Consider the following 20337-nt stretch of genomic DNA (forward strand, 5'->3'; position numbering starts at 1 on the left):
TGCCGATTTTGTTTTTAAATTTCTAATTTTGATAAAAATCAAGTATGAAAAATATTGCAACAATTATATTATTGGTTTTTAGTCAAATTATATTAGCACAAAGAACCTATTCTCCGGCGCCGCCGCCCGCAGTTGACCGTAATGCTGATCTCCCTTTAAGTATCATTAAAGTGTATGAAAACCCTACAGAAGTGGCAGAATTTCCTCAAGGAATTAATATTTTCAGAGATAAATTCAATAAAATGATTGTCATTTCTTCCTTCGAAAATGCGACAGAGAAAACATTTAAAACAATAGTCAGTTTTGTAGTTGAGCGTAACGGTTCTATTAGTGATGTTCAGGCAAAAGGCACTAATGCAAAATTCAACAATGAAGTCATTAAGGCAGTAAGAAGCTTAAAAGACAAATGGAAACCGGCGAAATATAAAGGTGAAACTGTGAGAAGCAGATTCAGAATTCCTGTGATGATTGCGGTTGACTAGTTTTTTTTCAAATAATTATGAATAAAAAAATTACAATATTTCTGTCCTTACTTTGCTCTGGAATTTTCTTAGCTCAGGATGTACATCCCACGACATCACCTGTCAAAGAAGGGGATTTAAAAGACACCGCAATAATTACAGTTTGCTATGATTATCCCGATCACAAGGCTTTGTTTTTAAATGGCAAAGAAGATTTTGTTGAAAAACTAAAAAATACAATATCTCTTGACGGTTTAAAATTGTTAAAAGATGAAGACAATTTTAAATCAACTCTCGAATTCATTGTGGAAAGAGATGGAACGATCTCAGAAATTCAGGTTTGGGGTTCCAATAAAAAGTTTAATAAAGCTGTTAAACTTGCTGCAAAACAGATCAAAGGAAAATGGACTCCGGCAAAGAAAGATGGCAATTTCGTGAAGAATATAATGCAGATTCCTATTGTAATGAATTCCCATTAAAACTCACAAGCACTCCAACACTCCAACACTCCAACTCCAACTACTTCCCAATCATCTTCTTAATAGAATTCAGCTTCATTAAAGCCTCAATGGGCGTCAATGTATTGATATCAATTTTATTCAGTTCCTCTCTGATATTTTCCAAAACCGGATCATCCAGTTGAAAGAAAGACAACTGCAAATTTTCTTCAGTCACCCTTTTCACACCTTCTGACGAGCCTCCCTGAGAACGGCTTGCTTCCAGAGTTTTTAAAATTTCATTGGCTCTGTTGACCACTTTTGATGGCATTCCGGCCAATTTTGCAACGTGAATACCGAAACTGTGCTCGCTTCCGCCCTGAACCAGTTTTCTCAAAAAGATGATATTTCCCTTATTCTCCTGAATGGAAACGTGGAAATTTTTAACCCGTTCGAAATTCACAGTCATCTCATTCAACTCATGATAATGCGTTGCAAATAAAGTTTTTGCCTGCGTAGGATGCTGATGAAGATATTCCGCAATCGCCCAGGCAATGGAAACTCCGTCGTAAGTTGAGGTTCCACGACCTATTTCATCCAGTAAAATCAAACTTCGGTCGGAAATATTATTTAAAATATAGGCTGCTTCATTCATTTCCACCATAAATGTTGATTCTCCGGCAGAAATATTATCGGAAGCTCCAACTCTTGTAAAAATTTTATCTAAAACTCCGATTTCAGCGTGTTTTGCAGGAACAAAACTTCCGATTTGCGCCATCAGACAAACAATAGCGGTCTGACGGAGAATCGCCGATTTACCCGCCATGTTGGGACCTGTTACCATGATAATCTGCTGGGAATCTTTATCTAAAAAGATGTCATTCGGAATATATTTTTCTCCCAAAGGAAGGGCATTTTCAATGATGGGATGTCTGGCTTCCTTTAAATCGATTTTAAAACCATCGTTCAAAACAGGTTTTGTATAACTTTCAGAAACCGCCAGTTCAGATAAACCCACCGCAACATCAAGCTGAGCAATGATATTTGAATTTTCCTGAATTCTGTCCATGTAAATCATCGTGTCCGAACATACTTTCCGGTACAGTTGGTTCTCCAGAACACTTATTTTTTCTTCAGCTCCAAGAATCTGACTTTCGTATTCTTTTAATTCCTCAGTGATGTATCTTTCTGCGTTAACAAGCGTTTGTTTTCTGATCCAGTCGCTCGGAACTTTATCTTTGTGCGTATTTCTTACTTCAATAAAATATCCGAAAACATTATTAAAATCAATTTTCAGACTTGTAATTCCAGTGCGTTCCACTTCACGTTGGCACATTTCGTCCAGAAAACCACGACCCTTATTTTGTAAACCGCGTAAATGATCAAGTTCTTCAGAAATATTCTGTTTGATGACATTTCCCTTCGCCAGATTGACGGGAAGTTCTTCATTTAAATGATTTTCAAGCAATTGAATCAAATCGTCCAATGAATTTAAAGGTTCCAACCAAGCCAAAACATCAGTGTGAGGATGAAGCAAACCCTTAATTTTCTGAATATTGATCAGACTTTGACGAAGATAACCGAGTTCTTTAGGTGAAATTTTTTCTGCCGCCAGTTTTCCCATCAATCGGTCCAAATCTGAGATTGCTTTCAAAAGTTGGGAAATTTCGTATTTAAGATTATCGTTTTCGTTTAAAAAATCAATCAATGAAAGTCGACGGCCAATTTCTTCAACCGATTTTAAAGGCAGAATAATTCTTCTTCTCAACAATCTTCCACCCATCGGAGTGGAAGTTTTATCGATAATATCTAAAAGAGATTTTCCTTTCGGATGGCTTGGATAAACGATTTCAAGATTTCTCAGCGTAAAATGATCCATCATCAGATAATCTTCCTGAGGAATAATCTGAATTTTGGTGATGTGCGCCAGTAATTTGTGGTGCGTATCTTCAACCAGATAAGCGAAAATGGCTCCTGCAGCTGTGATTGCCAAAGGTAAAGTTTCAACACCAAAACCTTTTAATGAATTGGTTCTGAATTGATTTGTCAGTTTTTCGTAAGCGAAATTGTATTGATACGCCCAGTCTTCGAGTTTAAAGACATTTCTGTTTTTCAGCTGATCAGGAATCTGTACGCTTCGCTGATAAATAATTTCACTCGGATCAAAGGTGTTGATGATGTGTAAAATTTTATCTAAATTACCTTCACTCACCAAAAATTCCCCGGTAGAAACGTCGACCAAAGCAATTCCGTATTTTTCTTTTTCTTTATGAAGTGAAAGCAGGAAATTATTCTTTTTTGAAGTCAAAACCTGATCGTTGAATGTCACACCTGGCGTTACCAATTCTGTGACACCTCGTTTTACAATTCCTTTGACGGTTTTCGGGTCTTCCAACTGGTCGCAAATCGCCACACGAATTCCGGCTCTGACCAATTTAGGCAAATAAGAATCCACCGAATGATGCGGAAATCCCGCCAGTTCAATATGCCCTTCGCCATTGGCTCTTTTGGTCAGAACAATTCCCAAAATCTGCGAGGTTCTCACAGCATCCTGCCCAAAAGTCTCGTAGAAATCGCCCACTCTGAAAAGCAACAGCGCATCAGGATATTTCGCCTTGATGGTGTTGTACTGCGTCATTAACGGGGTCTCTTTCTTCGTCGCCTTTGCCATTGAAATCGTTCTTAAAATTGGGTTGGTAAAAATAGGAAATTTAATTTTTGAGAGAGAAGGGTTTTTGGGAAATTGAAAACAAATGTTTAAGGTTTAGTTTGTCATGCTGAAAGCATCTCGGCATAATAATTTAGTTTTCTGCGGAAAGACAAATACGCTTTTTATAAGATTAAGTAGGGATTTTTAAAATCTTTTTTTATTTAAAATGAAACAAGCCGGATTCCTCAATTATAAAACTTAATTTTTCAACAATTTCATAATTTTTATACCATAAAATATAAGTGTAATCCCAATGTTCCTCTAATACACAGATTAGTTCCGGAATAACATAAATTGAGAACTGAGTGCACGGCTTATTCAAATATTCTTTATAGCTGGATAATGTTTTTTCAATATAATCAATCTTAATCAATTTACTTTTATCCAAATCAGCTACTAGAATTTCGTAATGTTTTGAAATGTTGATAATTAAATGGTTGAATTTTATCCAGTCTTTTTCGAGTATATCATCTAGTATGTGATAATTTTCTTTGCCAAGCCAACCTGTCCAAAGTGAAATAAACTCTTTTTTGAACCCATCTTTGACATCGTAATCTTTAAAATAGTCACTGAAACTAAAATTCATATTTGTTTTTTATAGGGGTTAAATTTTTATCTAACCAATCTGTGTAAATCGGTGCAATCTGTGGGAAAATTATCTCTTCGCAGCTCGCTTCTCGTACTTTTCCAAAGCCTCAGTCGCTTTCTCGTAAGCCCATTTCTGCTTGTAATCAACCCATTCTGATTTAAATAGTTTTCGTAAAATTTTATCGGTGTAGCGCATAATGAAAACATGGTACAGCATATTGGCAAAAACTTTAGGTTTATTCGGCAACGCCCGGAGCGACATTGAAAATCCGGGTTCCAGATATCTGTTGAAATGCCAAAATGCACCGGGGATGAAGAGCGCATCGCCGTGCTCCATGAAAATTTCAAAGCCTTTGGCGTATTTCAGAGCCGGAAATTTTTCGTAGTCCGGATTTTCGTAATCAATATCGTAAACCGTGTGCACTGACAGCGGAACTTTGTATAAAAACTTCGACTGTTTCTGGTCAAATAACAAAATTCTTTTCTTACCTTCAAAATGAAAATGCATAAAATCGCCCAAATCAACATCGTAATGCATTAAAACATGAGCCTCACTTCCTCCAAAAAATAAAGTAGGCAGTCGCTTGAAAAATTTAATTCCCAAATCTGGATATGTAAAGTTTTTCAGCAATTCAGGAAGCCGATCTGTGATAATGTAAAAGAAAATACGGAGATCAGAAGGTTTAGATTTTATCGTGTCGATATAATCCTTCATTTTCATTTTGGCAACCGGAGCATCCGAACTTTTTCTGGCATCAGCAGGTTTGTTGTCGTAGAGTGGGATTTCCTGTTCGCCCGCTTTTTCTTTAATGAAATCAAAATTCCATTTTTCGAAAACTTCCCATCTGCTTGCGTAGTTTTTTATAAGAAGTGGTTTCTGTTTTTTGAAATAATTTTCCTGAAAATCTTCTTTGCTGATGTCGCTGACAACATCTACGTTTTCGAGAATCATCTGTTTTGTATTTAATGAAAAATAAAAATAGTGTTTTTTTGAAATTTGGGAAAATTTCGGAGTGAAAATAGTTCGCACAGATTTCACAGATTTGCACGGATGATTGTGAATAAAATTGTCACGAATGCACGAATATTATTGATTTGTATATTTTTAAATTTTTCTTTCGAATAATAGTGAAACGGCTGTGACTACTTTTATTTAATTATTTACATTAAATTTCTTATTCATACCTGCGGCGATTTATCGCAAGGATATACAAAGTTTTAAATTGAATTACTCTTTTAAGACAAACAATGGCATTTCATTTAGCAAGGAAATACAATTTTAAATACTCATCATTTAATAAATAACGAGTTATTTAGATTACAACTTCAGTAACAAGTGATAAAAAATTCGTGCATTCGTGGCATAATAATAACAAAAAAAATCTGCTTGTCAGCTTCATCCGAATGGAGAGATTTAACTTTAAAATTCCACGAAACAATAAACCGAATATTTTATCTTTGCAGAAAGCACACAAACCATGAGAGTTTACAACACCAAAAATTTCCTGAAGATCCTCATCAGCTTGCACAGAAGTGATACGCTGAAAATTTTGTTTCCGACGATGGTTTTGATGGCAGTATACTCTTACGGAATCCAGTATTTGGAAATTGAATATTTACATTTAACGTCAAAATCGAAGGTCAGCAATGTGGGAATGATTCATTCTTTATTGGGTTTTGTGTTGTCTTTGCTTTTGGTTTTCAGAACAAATACGGCGTATGACCGTTGGTGGGAAGGACGAAAACTGTGGGGAAAACTGATGAACGATACCCGAAATTTTGCCATCAAAATCAATACTGTTCTTAAAGAAGACAGAGAATCTGCTGATCAAATTTCAAAATATCTAAAGTTTTTCCCGCATCTTTTAGCAAAACATCTTTCTCAGGAATCGACGAGGCTCGCTTTGGATGAGGATTATTCGGAAATCAAAAATTCATTAAAAAATCACGCACCCAATGATCTGATGATTCAGCTTACTGAGAAATTATATCAACTCAAGAAAGAAGGAAAAATTTCGGATGTTGAAATGTTGTATTTAGACACACAGGTTTCCGGTTTTCTGGATGTTTGTGGCGGCTGTGAGAGAATTAAAAACACACCGATTCCTTATTCTTATTCATCATTTATAAAGAAATTCATTATTTTATATGTCTTGGCTCTGCCGATTGCGTATGTGATCAATCTTGGATTATTTATGATTCCGCTGACGGTTTTTGTATATTATGTGTTGATGAGTCTGGAACTGATTGCAGAGGAAATTGAAGATCCTTTTAATAATGATGAAAATGATATTCCGATGGAGACGATTGCGCAGAATATTGAGAGAAATGTGCATCAGATAATGGGTGCAAGAGAATAGTTAATATGCGATGCAACTAAAATTGATGGCTTCGACAAGCTCAGCCTGACACTGTGAAACTTTTTTTGTTAGAGATGTCACGCTGAGCCTGTCGAAGCGTTTCGTAAATGTTAGCTTAAATGCTGAAAAATTTGAAATGGAATTTTAAATCCATTCAGAAAGAAGAATTCGTAAATAGTAATAAGAAATAAACAAATTATTTTGGTCAATAAATTAAAACTGGAAGAACTCAACAGAATTGATGTTGAAACTTTTAAAAAGGTTGAGAAGATTCCTTTGGTAGTAGTTTTGGATAATATCAGAAGTATGCACAATGTGGGTGCGACTTTCAGAACGGCAGATGCTTTTCTGGTTCAGAAAATTATTTTATGTGGAATTACTCCTCAGCCGCCACACCGTGAAATTCACAAAGCTGCTCTGGGAGCAACCGAAAGTGTTGATTGGTCACATGAATCAGATATTAATGTCACAATCAATGATTTAAAAAGTCAGGGATTTGAAGTGGTGGGAATCGAACAGACCACCAACAGCACTATGATTACTGATTTTACCATCGATAAAACAAACAAGTACGCCGTCATTTTAGGAAATGAAGTAGAAGGAATCAGCGATGAAGCGCTTCAGAACATTGATTCTTTTATTGAAATTCCACAGTTGGGAACGAAGCATTCTTTAAATGTAAGTGTCTGTGGCGGAATTGTGATGTGGGAGTTTGCAAAAGCACTTTAAAACAGTTTTTAAGTAAATCAATTTAATCAAGAATAATTTTCATTAAATGAAAAACGCAATAGCCACTTTCGTAGTACTTCTATTTTTCGTCAGTTTTAGTTCTGCGCAAAACAGAAAGTCAACTTTATACAAAGGAAGTATTGATGGGAAAATGCCCGTAACGATGTTTATTATCAGTGAGGACAATGAGTGTACGGCAGATTTGCATTATACCGCGATGTATAAATATGATAGTGTGAGCAATTGGTTGCAGCTCGACATTACAGAAAACAAGGCCAATCAATTTGCAATGGTAGAATATCGGTTTACCGGTGTACTGATTTTGAAGAAAGAGGGCAAAAACTTTACAGGATTGTGGGTGAGCCCCGATGGTAAAAAACAGTTTAAAGCCGTATTCAAAGAGGTTAACATGACCAAAACTGAAAAAGAAAATTTTGAAAACAAAATGGATCAGCTCAATTACGAAAATCATGATTGCTGAAAAATTAATGTAAATTCTGTTAGTCACAGATTTTTGAGTCGGGAGTTTACAAATGATCTAAAAATAAAAAAACTGCGTCCGTCAAAAGACAGTGCAGTTTGAAATAAATCTAATAAAAAGTAAAAATGAAAGGCGACAAAGATACTTCAAATTTCTTTACGGGCAAATTTTTATTTCACTTTTTTTATTTTTATGAAAAAAAACTGCAATAAAGCAGGAAGGTTTCGTTTTTAATTTTATAAATTAGCACAATGTTTATCAAGGACTATATCTCAAAAGATTTTCCGTGTTTTCATCTGACTGACTCCATCGAATCGGCTAGGGAAACCCTAGAAGCATTTGGATATACGCATATTTTCATCAAAAAATCACACCACTTTTACGGAGCCATCGCCAAAGACTTTCTTTATGAAGAAGAAGGAACTTTAAAAAACCTCGAACATCAGATCGAGCGCTTCGCCATTTTGGAGGATAATAATATCATGGACAGCATCCGGTTGTTTTACACATTCAATGCCAACGTGATTCCTGTGATCAATAAAAACGAAAAATATCTGGGCTATATCTGTTGTGATGATGTTTTCCAGACTTTTTCAAAATACCCTCTGTTTTCGGAAACCGGTGCTATTTTAACGATAGAAACTCCGGCAAGAAAATATTCAATGACCGAAATTGCCAACATTGTCGAGAGCAACAATTCTAAGTTCTACGGCGGGTTTATCAGTTTTATGTCAGACGAATTTATTCACATCACCATTAAAATCAGCAACGAAAATTTAGCTTCAGTCGATGCTACTTTTGACCGTTATGATTACCGAATTGTAGAAAAATACTATTCTGATGAGAAAACAGACCTCTTCAAAGACCGCTTAGGTTTTTTACAAAAATTTATCGAAATATAATATGAAGGCAGCCATATATTCTCAGAAAAAAGATCTTGATACTTTTTTATATTTAAGCAAATTTATTTCTGAACTGGAAAGCAGAGGCGTAAAATCTGTTTTGTTTGACGAAATGGCTGAGGCGCTTCAATTTTCAAAAATATTTGAGACTTTTGGCAACAAACAGGATCTTATCGAGAAAAAAGTGGATCTTTTCTTCACTTTCGGAGGCGACGGAACGATTGTTAATTCCCTGACTTTCATTGAAGACCTTGAAATTCCCATCGTAGGTGTAAATACCGGAAGACTGGGTTTTTTAGCAAGTTTTACCAAAGAGGAAGCCTTCAAAGAACTCGATTCTATTTTAAAAGGTGATGTAAAAACCAGCCGAAGATCGGTGATCGAAGTGGTTTCACCAAAATCCGACGAATTTTTCCCGTATGCTTTAAATGATGTGACGATTTCCCGAAAAGAAACGACATCCATGGTGACGGTAGATTCTTATATCAATAATGAATTTCTAAATGTTTTCTGGGGCGACGGCGTCATTGTTTCTACGCCAACGGGTTCTACAGCTTATTCTCTAAGTTGTGGCGGACCGATTATTTCTCCAAACAACGAAAATTTTGTGATTACTCCCATTGCTCCGCATAATTTAAATGTAAGACCTTTGGTTGTAAACGATACTGTAGAGATCAAATTTAAAGTGGAAAGTCGTGTACCACAATATTCACTTTCATTGGATTCAAGATTAATTCATATTGAAACCGATAAGGAAATTATCATCAGAAAAGCAGAATTTCAGATTTTACTCGTGCAGCCGAACAATTTAAGTTTCTACGAAACCATCCGCCAGAAGCTACTTTGGGGTCGCGATAAAAGAAACTAGTAATTTCTTAAAAATTATTACCTTTACAAGAATTTTTCAAACATACCCTAATTTTATATAAAAAGTAAACATGAGCAGAATTTTTCCGGCAGGAGTTGCCACAGGTCAGTTAGTTACAGATATTTTTCAGTACGCTAAAGAAAACAAATTTGCATTGCCTGCAGTGAACGTAATCGGTTCGAGCAACGTGAACGCAGTAATGGAAACTGCAGCAAAATTAAACTCACCTGTAATCATTCAGTTTTCTAACGGTGGAGCATCTTTCAACGCTGGAAAAGGACTAAGCAATGACGCTCAGAAATCAGCTATTTTAGGTGGTATCGCTGGAGCAAGACATATTCATACTTTGGCTGAAGCTTACGGAGCTACAGTTATTTTACATACCGATCACGCTGCAAAAAAACTGTTGCCCTGGATCGACGGTTTGATGGATGCTAACGAAGAATTCTTCAAGCAAACCGGTAAATCTCTTTACTCTTCTCACATGTTGGATCTTTCTGAAGAGTCTTTGGAAGAAAACCTTGAGACTTCTGCTCATTATTTCGAAAGAATGGCAAAAATGCAGATGACTCTTGAAGTTGAAATCGGTGTAACAGGAGGTGAAGAAGACGGTGTAGACAACTCTGGTGTTGATAACTCTTTATTATACACTCAACCTGAGGATGTAGCTTATACCTATGAAAAATTAAAAGCTGTTTCTGATAACTTCACGATTGCTGCCGCTTTCGGAAACGTACACGGTGTTTACAAGCCAGGAAACGTAGTTTTAACTCCGAAAATCCTTGATAATTCTCAGAAATTTGTTCAGGAGAAGTTTGGAACTGCTGACAAACCGATTAATTTCGTATTCCACGGTGGTTCAGGTTCTACTTTAGAAGAAATCAGAGAAGCGATTGATTACGGGGTAATTAAGATGAATATCGATACCGATCTTCAGTTTGCGTACACAGAAGGAATCAGAGATTATATGGTAAACAACGTAGAATATCTGAAAACTCAAATCGGTAACCCTGAAGGCGAAGAAAAGCCGAACAAAAAATTCTATGACCCAAGAGTTTGGATCAGAAAAGGAGAAGAAACTTTCTCTAAGAGATTGGTTCAGGCATTTGAAGATTTAAATAACGTAAATACTTTAAAATAAATTAATTTGAGATTTGAGGTTTGAAATTTGAGATTGTCTGAAATGAAAATTTCCCGATAAACCCGAATTTCAAATTTCAAATCAATAATTTCAAATCAACAATATGGCATTCGACTGGTTTAAAAGAAAAGCACAAAATATTACCACTTCCACCGACGAGAAAAAAGATGTTCCGAAAGGGCTTTGGCATCAGACTCCGTCAGGAAAAGTGGTGGAACATGAAGAACTGAAGAAAAACAACTACGTATCTCCTGAAGACGGATTTCACGTAAGAATCGGAAGTGCTGAGTTTTTCAGTATTCTTTTTGACGAAGGAAAATTCACTGAGCTTGACGCGAATGTTGAAAGTATAGACATGCTCAACTTTAAGGACACCAAGTCGTACACCGACCGTCTGAAAGAAGTAAAAGCCAAAACAAAACTTACCGACTCGATCAGAAACGGAGTAGGAACCGTAAACGGAACCGAAATGGTGGTTTCATGTATGGATTTTGCGTTCATCGGAGGATCTTTGGGCTCTGTGATGGGTGAAAAAATCAGAAGAGCGATTGATTACTGTATCGAAAAAAGACTTCCGTACATGATTATCTGTCAGTCTGGAGGTGCGAGAATGCAGGAAGCAACGTATTCTCTGATGCAGTTGGCAAAAGTACAGGCGAAACTGGCTCAGCTTTCAGAAGCAGGACTTTTATACATTGCTTACCTTTGTGATCCAACTTTCGGTGGAATTACCGCATCTTTTGCAATGACCGCAGACATTATCATGGCTGAACCAAAAGCACTGATCGGATTTGCAGGTCCAAGAGTTATCCGTGAAACGATTGGTAGAGACTTACCCGAAGGTTTCCAGACGTCAGAATTTTTGCAGGAAAAAGGTTTCGTAGATTTCATCGTGAAAAGAACCGAGATCAAAGAAATGGTTTCCAAAACAATAAATTTATTAGCCGTAAAAGCTTAAGTTTTAAACTAAACATCATACAATCTCTCTCTATTCGGGAGAGATTTTTGTTTAAATATCGGTGAGATTTATAGATCTCAATTTTTAATCTGAACAGCTTAATTTAAAGCCAAAAGCAATTAGCCATTTGCCCAAAGCCAACCTATGAGGACTTTTAAAGTAATTTTCAACACCATAAAAAGCATGAGTTTTAAGAAGATTCTTAAACTCTCATCGGCCGTTTTGCCGCATCCTCTTTTTTCTGTCATGAGTTTTTACGCGACGGTAAAAGCATTTTCAATTGCACAAAAACTCTATCCTAAAACGGCATCTAAAAACGGGGAAGGAAATGCTTTCAGACACGCATTTTGGTGCTGTTTGATCATGATGTACTGCAGCAAAATTTCCTCGCCCGAAAAAGCATTGAATTTCTGCAAAAAAATTACAGATTTGCACGAAGAATTATTTCCCAACGAACCTTTGGAAACCAAAATGGATCTCCACAACAACAAAATAGGAATGGACTACTTCATGGAACTTTTACCTGGAATTCACCGCCAGTTTTTTGAGAAAAATTTCTTTATTGAAGAACTTCAAAAGAAGACCGCCAACGCCAAGGTTTTGAAAAGTTTGGATGATGATTTTGCAGGCGAGTTGGTTTATTTGGATGAAAAATAACTTTTATGTTCACTATTCACAATCATTCTGGGAATTTCTTCACGTCAACAGAAATTATATTTCATCCCTTTTTGCAATCTGAAGTTTTTTTAACTAAGTTTAAACAATTAATTTAATCAAATGGTTCTCAGCAGAATTTGGTCGGCCTTTATTATTATCGCCATTGCCATTGCAAGTATAAAATACATTTCGTCAAGCCACTACAAAACCATTTTCAACGATATGGTGGTTGGAAAAGGCGGCGACACAGTACAGGTGGCAACTCAAAACATCAGTACACTTTCTCCAATCGTGAGAGACAGCCTGATGAAGAAAAATGATTTCGCTGACAACAGAATTCATTACAAAACCGATTCTTTAAAACAGGACGTAAAAGTTTACCGCGTTCAGGAAGCGGATGGCGTGATCGGAACTTCAGAAACGGCAGTTAAAATCTGCATCGGACTTATTGGAATCATGACACTTTTTATGGGATTCATGAGTATTGCGGAAAAAGCTGGCGGTATTAATTTGTTAAGCAGGTTTATTCAACCATTTTTCTCAAGACTTTTCCCTGAAATTCCAAAAAACCATCCTGCGTTTGGACACATGCTGATGAATTTCAGCGCCAATCTCTTAGGTTTGGATAATGCTGCTACACCTTTCGGACTAAAAGCCATGGAAAGCCTTCAGACTTTAAATCCAAATAAAGACACAGCGAGCAACTCGCAGATTATGTTCCTCTGCCTTCACGCTGGAGGAATGACCTTGATACCCGTTTCCATCATTGCAATCAGGGCCTCGATGGGGTCAAAAACGCCTACCGACATTTTCCTTCCCTGCATGATTGCGACTTTTGCAGCAACTATGGCGGCAATGATTATCGTATCATTATACCAAAAGATCAATCTTTTAAAACCCATCGTTCTTGCCTATGTTGGCGGAATTTCAGTATTAATAGGTCTTCTGGTTGTTTATCTGGTTCAGCTGAGCAAAGATGAACTCGATGATTTCAGCAAAGTTCTGAGCAATGGTTTGATACTTTTCATCTTTTTAGCCATCGTTCTTGGAGCTGTTTACAAAAAAATCAATGTTTTTGACGCCTTTATTGACGGAGCAAAAGAAGGATTTTGGACCTGCGTAAAAATCATTCCTTATTTAGTCGGAATGTTGATTGCAATTTCTCTTCTGAGAACTTCCGGTGTTTTTGATGTAATTATTGATGGAATGAAATGGGTTGCCCATGCCGCAAATCTCGATGCACGATTTGTTGACGGACTTCCGACTGCTTTAATTAAACCTTTATCCGGTTCGGGAGCAAGAGGAATGATGGTCGACACGATGGCAACATTCGGAGCAGACAGCTTTCAGGGGAAACTGGCAGCAGTACTTCAGGGAAGTTCAGATACGACGTTTTACGTGATTGCAGTTTATTTTGGAGCCGTAGCCGTGAAGAATACGAGATACACGGTTGTTGCTATGCTTTTGGCTGATTTGGTGGGTGTGATTACTGCGATTGGATTGGCTTATTTGTTTTTTGCTTAAAGTATTAAGATGAAAGTTTATATTCAAACGGATAAATCAAGAGAATTCTACAATGTCAATGCTTATATCGCTTATGAAGGCTTTAAGAATTTTGGCTTTGAGGTGGAAAAATTTTTCGATGTTGACGAGATTGTGGATAAAAATCCGGAAGATATAATTGTTGGCGGAATCGGAAATGTGAGAAAAAGAATTGAAAACTTAAACATTCTTCGTCCTGATAAAGAAATTGATTATCCTGAAGAATTATTGTCATTTTTGAAGCGTAAAGTTTGGGAATCAACCATCAATGAAGTATACAAAAAAGGCAATTGGAATATTTTTGTAAAACCAAAAACAGAAACAAAATTATTTGCCGGAAAAGTAGTTAACAATGAATTAGATTTTGTTGGATTAATCTTTGAGGATAAAGACATTGAAGTTTTATGTTCAGAACTTGTTGAATTTAAAACAGAATGGAGATGCTTCATTCGTTATAAAGAAATTTTGGACATAAGAAGATATAAAGGAGATTGGGATACGAAAATTGATATTAATACAGTGCGAAACGCAATTGAAGCTTTCACAACTCAACCTGCTGCATACGCTTTAGATTTTGGTGTAAATGAAAACAATGAAACTATTCTGGTTGAAGTCAACGATGGGCACTCTCTTGGAACCTATGGGCTTTCACCTTCAAACTATGCCAAATTTCTCTCTGCAAGATGGAGTGAACTAACCCATACAGAAGATTATCTAAATTTTTAAATCAAAAATAGATCATACAATGATTACCGACAAAGAATTCACCCTAAGACTCATCCGCCAGCTATCTCAAGCCTTAGAAAAACTGATTTTAGACAAACCTGAAGAAAGTTTAATGCAGAAAGAACTCGATTTCGATTCTTTGATGAAAGATATTTTTAAGTTTGATTTTGAAGAGCTTTCGGCAAAACCAAAAGAGGAAGTGATTGAAATCGTAAAAGAAAGACAGGAAAGAGATCATAAAGATTACTACGAAATGCTCGGAAATCTCTTTTATTACAATGGAAAGGTTTTGGCTAATAATGATTTTTTAGACAAAGCAAAAACTTTCTACGAGCTTTATTTACAGACCAGCGGCATTTTTGCACTTCCGGTTATTAACAGAATTAGTGAGATTGCAGGTAAATAATCTCCTGCGAAAGAGGGTAAGGATTACAAACAGAAGATTACAGAAACTTCTGATACATGAAAAAGCACTTGAGCAAGCGCTTTTTATTTTTAGAATGTAATATTGTAAGTTCCGGTAGAAGAAACGCTTGATTTCTCGGCTTTCACATATTTTTTAACCCATGCAACAGATGTCTGAACAACACATGGGTCTGAAATTCCACCAGAACGTCTTGCGGAAATAATATTTCCTGCTTTATCCACAGTGTAGGAAATTCTGATAGAGCCGCTGGCTGTGCACTTGTGGCTTGGCTGAGCACCTCCACGTCCCATTGTTCCGGGAATATAATCGGTAAGGCTTCTGTCAATTCCTATTTTACTGTCGCCATTTCCGTCACCTCCTAATGGATCTCCTGCATTCCCCGGACCTTTTCCATCCCCTTGGTTACCAGATTTGTCGCCTCTACCGGACAAAAATTTACCAAAAATATTCTTTCCCTGACCGTCTCCGTTTCCGGTTTTGCTGTTGGAAGTGACTGCGCCACCTTTGGTTTTACTTTTTACCGGGCTGCTGGCTGGTTTCGTATTCGTTTTTGCATCGTCTTTTCTGGCAACTTTACGGTTGTCGTTTCCGGAAACTGCTTTTTCCTTGACGTCGGCTTTTTTGCTTTCCGCTTTCGGTTCAGTTTTAATAACTGTATTAGTTTCGGTTTTGCTTTCCAGCGGCTCGGCTGTAGTTTCATCAGCTTTGGCGGCCTGACTTCCTTCCTGTGGAGCGGGTTCTTCAAAACCGTCACCGTTTCTGTTGTCACCGAAATTCACCAGCATCGTTGTGATAATCTCCGGTTTCTTCTCTTCTTCGGTAGGCTTAAGTTTATAGATAAAAACAAACAGCAGAATCGCAGACCATATCAAAACCGATAGAATTCCGCTTTTGATCCGGTCTTTGTTGTGTTCGTTATTGTCTAATGTATGACTTCTCATTATCAGTTGTTTAACTTAAAAGATTTCTAAATTATTTAATTTAAATTCAACTCTTTTTTTGATGTCTGAATTGTAATTTAGTTAAATAATATTGATTTAAGTTTAATCAGATTTTTCTTTTTTAAAACTTTATCAGTAAAATTAATTTTCCTTCACCGTCGCAATTGCAATGTTCAGTTTGTGTTTTTCTGCGATTTCCATGGCAAAAATCACATCTTTATGCATCGTATTCTCGTCTGCACGAATGGTAAAAGATTTTCCGTCTCTCGAATTCAGAAGGGTTACAATTGTCTGTTCTACCTGCTCTCTCGGAACTGGTTTGTCATCAACAAAATAACTTCCTTCCGCATTGATCGTCACCGTAAGCGGATTTGGCGTATTGTCTGTTGCAGTATCTGCCTTCGGAAGCTTCACATCAATCGAGCTTTGATTGGCCGCCGATGAGGTAATCATAAAGAATATCAGCATCAGCAGGATAACATCTGTCATCGCTGCTAAACTGAATTCCGGATTGGCTTTATTTCTTCTTTGAATTTTCATCTTTAAAGATTATAAAGGTTTGTTGATAATATCCAAAAATTCTCCAGACATATTCTGAGCATTCAAAACAAATTTATCAATTCTCGTCAAAAGAATGTTATAAGCAAAGTTAGCCGGAATCGCCACAGCCAAACCAACTGCGGTCTGTCCCAAAGCCGTATAAATACCTTCAGATAAAGTTTTAGGAGAGAATGAGCCTTCAGCGTGAGACAGATTAAAGAAAGCAATAATCATCCCGATTACCGTTCCCAAAAGTCCCAGCATCGGTGCAATACTTGGTACTACTGCCAAAAGATTCAGGTTTTTTTCCATGTTGGCAACTTCTACCTGCGCCTGAGATTCCATGGCGCTTACAATGTCAGAAACCGGTCTTCCCAATCTGGAAATTCCTTTTTCTAAAATTCTTGCTTCCGGCGAATTCTGTGTTTTACAGTAGTCTAATGCAGAATCTATCTTTCCGCTTCTTACAAAATCCTCAATATTATTCATAAAATTGGAATCTGTTTTTGAAGTCACTCTTTTGATAAAGAAAAATCTTTCAAAGAAAAGATAGACAGAAAATATACCCAACAAAAGTACGGTTGCCATTACGATTTTGGCAAAAGCACCTCCGTGAAACATGATGTTCCAAAATGAAAACTCGGCACTTTCTGCAGTTACTACAGGTGCTGCGACCTGTGCAAATAAAACATGAGTAAGTTCTGTTACAAGCATTAATCTGTATTTTTTAGTAGTTTAAACGACAAAAATAAAGGAATATTATCAATATTAATCTTAAAAAATGCTTAAAAATGAGCTTTTAATATAACAACAGCAAATTTCCCTTCAAAATGAATGAAGAGAAATGCTGTGGTTTATCTATAAATTATTTGAATTTAATCTTCGTCTATCTCAATCTCATCTTGCTTGAGCAGACATTTTAGCCTGAACGGGAGCGGATTGTCTGAGCCAGTGTAGAAATCATCGATATGACCCTTCCATATCAATTGAAGTTCGCCGTTTTCGTCTTTTTCAAAACAAAGTTCGTTATCATAAAGATAAGCATCTTCGTCATCAAAAAGATCAACTTCTGTGTAGGATTCTTCGTCTGAATCGTTTACAGCAAACGTTTTGTCTTCAATCTCGCCGGAATCTATCGGAAAATCAAAAACTTCCATTGAAATCTGAGGAAAGTTATATTGTAGAGAATCGTCTTCCACATGATCCAAACTGTCATCTGTGGTGATTTCTACTTCCAAAAAATGTTTCTGATTAAGGTAAACGGCTTTGCAATAAGTATGATTGATATTGTATTTAAGCGTTTCGTCCGGGTGGTAAATTTTTAAAATCCCTTTCATTATTTCTTAGAAAAGATCCGTAATGGTATGAATGTTAATTGTTTTAACAAAGATAGAAAATTGACTGAATGTGAAAAATTTTTTTAAATTATTTTTAAAATTTTAGATACCAAATCTTTTCCGATAGAATCAGTACATTTGTTTTCATATAAAAATCTTTAATCATGCGAAAAATTGTATTGGGAAGCCTTTTATGCATTGGCCTTGCAACTGCTTTTAATTCCTGCCGGAAAACAGATTCGCCGCTTACCAAAGTCACCCCGAAAAATATAGATTCTATTGCTGCCAACTATTATGAGCAGTATCTGAAGCTTTATCCTTTGGAAGCAACACAGCAGGGAGATCCAAGGTATAACGACCAGTTGCCCATTAATATTGATAAAGATTTTATTTCCGGAGAAGTTTCTTTTTACACATCGGTACAGAAACAGCTGGAAAATGTAGATTACGAAAGCCTTCCGGATGACAAAAAAGTGGTCTATGATGTTCTTGATTTTACTTTAAAAGATAAGATCGGAGCCTACAATTTCCATCCTGAATATATTCCTTTTACGCAGTTTGGAGGATTGCCGCTTACATTTCCGCTTTTGGGAAGTGGGGAAGGAAGCCAGCCTTTTGAGACAGAAAAAGATTACGAAAACTGGCTGAAGAGAATGGAAAAGTTTCCGGCGTGGGCAGATGCAGCGGTTCATAATTTTAATGAAGGAATCAATGCTAAAATTGTTTTGCCTAAAAAGCTGGTCATCAAAATGATTCCACAGATGAGAGCGGAAGAGATTATCACCTCAGACACAGAAAAAAATATTTTCTATGGCCCGCTGAAAAAGTTTCCTAAAGAGTTTTCTGAAGAAACGAAAGCTAAATTTACCCAACTTTTCCACGAATCGGTGGCGAAGAATATCATTCCTGCCTACACCAAATTAGGGAATTATCTTGAAAAAGAATATTACCCGAAAGCTAGGGATACTGATGGTTACAATAGCCTGCCGAATGGCGGTAAAATCTACACTTTTTATGCAAAAAGCTGGACGACGACCAATCAAAGCCCTGATGAAATCAACAAAACCGGTCTTCAACAGGTCGCCATGCTCCGTTCTGAAATGGAAAAAGTAAAACAGGAAATTGGTTTTACAGGAACGCTTGAAGAATTTATTACGCACGTAAAAAATGATCCCAAAGCAATGCCTTATAAAAGTTCTGATGAGGTTTTGAAGGCCTTCAACGGGATTTTAGCCAAGATCACTCCGAAGCTGAAAACCATGTTCAGCGTCACGCCAAAAACAAAATTTGAAATCAGACAGACCGAAAAATTCAGAGAGGCTAGTGCAAGTGCAGAATATATCCAGGGAACTCCGGACGGCGAAAGACCTGGGATTTTCTATATTCCGCTTCCGGATCCTTCAAAATTTAATGTGACCTCAGGCATGGAATCGCTTTTTCTTCATGAGGCCATTCCGGGGCATCATTATCAGGTTTCTCTTCAGCAGGAAAATACAAATTTGCCTAAATTTATGCGTTTCGGCTGGCTCGGAGCTTACGGCGAAGGCTGGGCTCACTATTGTGAAACTTTAGGTTCCGAATTTGGGCTTTACACTGATCCTTACCAAAAATTGGGCTACCTAAGCGATCAGATGCTGCGTGCAGTAAGATTGGTTGTTGATACCGCACTTCACACGGGAAAAATGAGCAGGGAAGAGGCGATCGCGTATTTTCTGAGCAACATTGCCTATGATGAGGCAGGAGCCACGGCGGAAGTTGAGCGTTACATGGCGATGCCGGGGCAGGCTTTAGGATATAAGATAGGCTCTCTGAGAATCCGTGAGCTGAGAGAAAAATATGAGCAGGAACTTGGTCAAAAATTCAGTCTGGCAAAATTTCATGACGAAGTTTTAAGTCAGGGTTGTCTGCCTTTGGATGTTTTAAACAGAAAAATGGCGCTTTGGGCTAAAAAACAGAAATAGGTATTCATATTCTATGCGAAAAGTAGATGTTTTGAATATAAATCAGACATTTTGAAGATGGCACAATCAGTGACAAGCCTATAAAAAATTCCGGAAATTTTCACAGAAATATTATTTAAAATTACGAGATTTGCCATCCTTTAGAAAAATCTAAATTTAATTTAAATAAATACAAATGTTTACAGTATCACAAATTGAAGAAGCTCACAGCAAAGTTAAATCGGGCGCAGATTTCCCAAAATACATTCAGGAAATCAAAGGTTTAGGGGTGAAAAACTTTTCAACGTGGGTAAAAGACAGTCACACCGAATACTTTGGCGAAAATGATTTTCAAACAAAATCACAACCGAAATATGATGATTTGGAAATCAACGAAACAGTTAATGCTGATCAGTTTAAAAAGCAGTTAAAGATCCACCAGCAGGGCGGAACCGATTATATGCAATTCTGTAAAGACTGCGCAGAAAACGGTGTCGAGAAGTGGATTGTTGATCTAGATCAGTTTACCTGCATTTATTTTGACAAAGCTGGCAATGAGGTTTTGACGGAGGAAATTCCACATTAAAATCAA

22 protein-coding genes are annotated in these 20337 nt (G+C 36.8%); 15 read left to right on the forward strand and 7 right to left on the reverse strand.

What is annotated here, in order from left to right:
• Window positions 1-44 precede the first annotated feature (44 nt).
• On the forward strand, window positions 45-482 hold the full coding sequence (locus NG809_RS09890; protein ID WP_262150219.1) for an energy transducer TonB: 438 nt from the start codon (window positions 45-47) through the stop codon (window positions 480-482).
• Window positions 483-499: 17 nt separating this feature from the next.
• Window positions 500-940: an energy transducer TonB gene (locus tag NG809_RS09895; RefSeq protein WP_262150221.1), complete on the forward strand. Its 441-nt coding sequence runs from the start codon at window positions 500-502 to the stop codon at window positions 938-940.
• A 40-nt stretch (window positions 941-980) separates the two neighbouring features.
• Here NG809_RS09895 and mutS read toward each other — a convergent pair whose 3' ends face one another.
• The 3 genes from mutS to NG809_RS09910 form a co-directional block, all read right to left on the reverse strand.
• Window positions 981-3569 (reverse strand): DNA mismatch repair protein MutS, encoded by a 2589-nt coding sequence (gene mutS / locus NG809_RS09900; protein WP_262150224.1) that lies wholly within the window; start codon window positions 3567-3569, stop codon window positions 981-983.
• 196 nt (window positions 3570-3765) lie between these two features.
• Window positions 3766-4194 (reverse strand): hypothetical protein, encoded by a 429-nt coding sequence (locus NG809_RS09905; protein ID WP_262150226.1) that lies wholly within the window; start codon window positions 4192-4194, stop codon window positions 3766-3768.
• A gap of 69 nt (window positions 4195-4263) precedes the next feature.
• Window positions 4264-5148: a cupin-like domain-containing protein gene (locus tag NG809_RS09910; RefSeq protein WP_262150228.1), complete on the reverse strand. Its 885-nt coding sequence runs from the start codon at window positions 5146-5148 to the stop codon at window positions 4264-4266.
• A 526-nt stretch (window positions 5149-5674) separates the two neighbouring features.
• Here NG809_RS09910 and NG809_RS09915 point away from each other — a divergent pair.
• The 11 genes from NG809_RS09915 to NG809_RS09965 all read left to right on the forward strand — a co-directional run bounded on the left by NG809_RS09915 (window position 5675) and on the right by NG809_RS09965 (window position 14966).
• Window positions 5675-6556, forward strand: coding sequence for a bestrophin family protein (locus NG809_RS09915; protein ID WP_262150230.1), 882 nt, complete (start codon window positions 5675-5677; stop codon window positions 6554-6556).
• Window positions 6557-6757: 201 nt separating this feature from the next.
• A complete protein-coding gene (locus NG809_RS09920) occupies window positions 6758-7285 on the forward strand; it encodes an RNA methyltransferase (protein ID WP_262150231.1) in 528 nt (175 codons plus the stop codon).
• A 46-nt stretch (window positions 7286-7331) separates the two neighbouring features.
• Window positions 7332-7766, forward strand: a complete 435-nt coding sequence (locus tag NG809_RS09925) for a hypothetical protein (RefSeq protein ID WP_262150232.1) — start codon at window positions 7332-7334, stop codon at window positions 7764-7766.
• Between the two features lie 251 nt (window positions 7767-8017).
• Window positions 8018-8668: a CBS domain-containing protein gene (locus NG809_RS09930; RefSeq protein ID WP_262150234.1), complete on the forward strand. Its 651-nt coding sequence runs from the start codon at window positions 8018-8020 to the stop codon at window positions 8666-8668.
• 1 nt (window position 8669) lies between these two features.
• The gene (locus NG809_RS09935; RefSeq protein ID WP_262150236.1) at window positions 8670-9536 is read left to right on the forward strand and encodes an NAD kinase; all 867 of its coding nucleotides are present in this window, start codon (window positions 8670-8672) and stop codon (window positions 9534-9536) included.
• 70 nt (window positions 9537-9606) lie between these two features.
• Window positions 9607-10677, forward strand: a complete 1071-nt coding sequence (gene fbaA / locus NG809_RS09940; protein ID WP_262150238.1) for a class II fructose-bisphosphate aldolase — start codon at window positions 9607-9609, stop codon at window positions 10675-10677.
• Window positions 10678-10780: 103 nt separating this feature from the next.
• Window positions 10781-11635: an acetyl-CoA carboxylase, carboxyltransferase subunit beta gene (gene accD / locus NG809_RS09945; RefSeq protein ID WP_262150239.1), complete on the forward strand. Its 855-nt coding sequence runs from the start codon at window positions 10781-10783 to the stop codon at window positions 11633-11635.
• Window positions 11636-11779: 144 nt separating this feature from the next.
• Complete coding sequence (locus NG809_RS09950) at window positions 11780-12292, forward strand: DUF6973 domain-containing protein (protein ID WP_262150241.1); 513 nt, start codon at window positions 11780-11782, stop codon at window positions 12290-12292.
• 120 nt (window positions 12293-12412) lie between these two features.
• Entirely contained in the window at window positions 12413-13816 is a 1404-nt protein-coding gene (locus NG809_RS09955; RefSeq protein ID WP_262150243.1) for a nucleoside recognition domain-containing protein, read from the forward strand.
• A 9-nt stretch (window positions 13817-13825) separates the two neighbouring features.
• Window positions 13826-14560, forward strand: coding sequence for an ATP-grasp domain-containing protein (locus NG809_RS09960; RefSeq protein WP_262150245.1), 735 nt, complete (start codon window positions 13826-13828; stop codon window positions 14558-14560).
• A 19-nt stretch (window positions 14561-14579) separates the two neighbouring features.
• Complete coding sequence (locus NG809_RS09965; RefSeq protein WP_262150246.1) at window positions 14580-14966, forward strand: hypothetical protein; 387 nt, start codon at window positions 14580-14582, stop codon at window positions 14964-14966.
• Between the two features lie 89 nt (window positions 14967-15055).
• Here the strand turns inward: NG809_RS09965 and NG809_RS09970 are convergent, their stop codons facing one another.
• The 4 genes from NG809_RS09970 to NG809_RS09985 all read right to left on the reverse strand — a co-directional run bounded on the left by NG809_RS09970 (window position 15056) and on the right by NG809_RS09985 (window position 17805).
• Window positions 15056-15928, reverse strand: coding sequence for a ferric siderophore ABC transporter substrate-binding protein (locus NG809_RS09970; protein WP_262150248.1), 873 nt, complete (start codon window positions 15926-15928; stop codon window positions 15056-15058).
• 141 nt (window positions 15929-16069) lie between these two features.
• A complete protein-coding gene (locus NG809_RS09975) occupies window positions 16070-16468 on the reverse strand; it encodes an ExbD/TolR family protein (protein ID WP_056083282.1) in 399 nt (132 codons plus the stop codon).
• Between the two features lie 9 nt (window positions 16469-16477).
• Window positions 16478-17182 (reverse strand): MotA/TolQ/ExbB proton channel family protein, encoded by a 705-nt coding sequence (locus NG809_RS09980; protein WP_262150252.1) that lies wholly within the window; start codon window positions 17180-17182, stop codon window positions 16478-16480.
• A gap of 161 nt (window positions 17183-17343) precedes the next feature.
• Entirely contained in the window at window positions 17344-17805 is a 462-nt protein-coding gene (locus NG809_RS09985) for a hypothetical protein (RefSeq protein WP_262150254.1), read from the reverse strand.
• A gap of 164 nt (window positions 17806-17969) precedes the next feature.
• Between NG809_RS09985 and NG809_RS09990 the strand changes: the two genes are divergently transcribed.
• Both NG809_RS09990 and NG809_RS09995 read left to right on the forward strand, forming a co-directional pair.
• Complete coding sequence (locus NG809_RS09990; RefSeq protein WP_262150256.1) at window positions 17970-19766, forward strand: DUF885 domain-containing protein; 1797 nt, start codon at window positions 17970-17972, stop codon at window positions 19764-19766.
• Window positions 19767-19941: 175 nt separating this feature from the next.
• Window positions 19942-20331: a DUF1398 domain-containing protein gene (locus NG809_RS09995; protein WP_262150258.1), complete on the forward strand. Its 390-nt coding sequence runs from the start codon at window positions 19942-19944 to the stop codon at window positions 20329-20331.
• The last annotated feature ends 6 nt before the right edge of the window (window positions 20332-20337 follow it).

This window comes from Chryseobacterium foetidum (assembly GCF_025457425.1).
Lineage (GTDB): Bacteria > Bacteroidota > Bacteroidia > Flavobacteriales > Weeksellaceae > Chryseobacterium > Chryseobacterium foetidum.

Coding starts and splice junctions, on each gene's coding strand:
- NG809_RS09890 (WP_262150219.1), top strand. CDS start 45: ATGAAAAATATTGCAACAATTATATTATTGGTTTTTAGTCAAATTATA.
- NG809_RS09895 (WP_262150221.1), top strand. CDS start 500: ATGAATAAAAAAATTACAATATTTCTGTCCTTACTTTGCTCTGGAATT.
- mutS (WP_262150224.1), bottom strand. CDS start 3,569: ATGGCAAAGGCGACGAAGAAAGAGACCCCGTTAATGACGCAGTACAAC.
- NG809_RS09905 (WP_262150226.1), bottom strand. CDS start 4,194: ATGAATTTTAGTTTCAGTGACTATTTTAAAGATTACGATGTCAAAGAT.
- NG809_RS09910 (WP_262150228.1), bottom strand. CDS start 5,148: ATGATTCTCGAAAACGTAGATGTTGTCAGCGACATCAGCAAAGAAGAT.
- NG809_RS09915 (WP_262150230.1), top strand. CDS start 5,675: ATGAGAGTTTACAACACCAAAAATTTCCTGAAGATCCTCATCAGCTTG.
- NG809_RS09925 (WP_262150232.1), top strand. CDS start 7,332: ATGAAAAACGCAATAGCCACTTTCGTAGTACTTCTATTTTTCGTCAGT.
- NG809_RS09930 (WP_262150234.1), top strand. CDS start 8,018: ATGTTTATCAAGGACTATATCTCAAAAGATTTTCCGTGTTTTCATCTG.
- NG809_RS09935 (WP_262150236.1), top strand. CDS start 8,670: ATGAAGGCAGCCATATATTCTCAGAAAAAAGATCTTGATACTTTTTTA.
- fbaA (WP_262150238.1), top strand. CDS start 9,607: ATGAGCAGAATTTTTCCGGCAGGAGTTGCCACAGGTCAGTTAGTTACA.
- accD (WP_262150239.1), top strand. CDS start 10,781: ATGGCATTCGACTGGTTTAAAAGAAAAGCACAAAATATTACCACTTCC.
- NG809_RS09950 (WP_262150241.1), top strand. CDS start 11,780: ATGAGGACTTTTAAAGTAATTTTCAACACCATAAAAAGCATGAGTTTT.
- NG809_RS09955 (WP_262150243.1), top strand. CDS start 12,413: ATGGTTCTCAGCAGAATTTGGTCGGCCTTTATTATTATCGCCATTGCC.
- NG809_RS09960 (WP_262150245.1), top strand. CDS start 13,826: ATGAAAGTTTATATTCAAACGGATAAATCAAGAGAATTCTACAATGTC.
- NG809_RS09965 (WP_262150246.1), top strand. CDS start 14,580: ATGATTACCGACAAAGAATTCACCCTAAGACTCATCCGCCAGCTATCT.
- NG809_RS09970 (WP_262150248.1), bottom strand. CDS start 15,928: ATGAGAAGTCATACATTAGACAATAACGAACACAACAAAGACCGGATC.
- NG809_RS09975 (WP_056083282.1), bottom strand. CDS start 16,468: ATGAAAATTCAAAGAAGAAATAAAGCCAATCCGGAATTCAGTTTAGCA.
- NG809_RS09980 (WP_262150252.1), bottom strand. CDS start 17,182: ATGCTTGTAACAGAACTTACTCATGTTTTATTTGCACAGGTCGCAGCA.
- NG809_RS09985 (WP_262150254.1), bottom strand. CDS start 17,805: ATGAAAGGGATTTTAAAAATTTACCACCCGGACGAAACGCTTAAATAC.
- NG809_RS09990 (WP_262150256.1), top strand. CDS start 17,970: ATGCGAAAAATTGTATTGGGAAGCCTTTTATGCATTGGCCTTGCAACT.
- NG809_RS09995 (WP_262150258.1), top strand. CDS start 19,942: ATGTTTACAGTATCACAAATTGAAGAAGCTCACAGCAAAGTTAAATCG.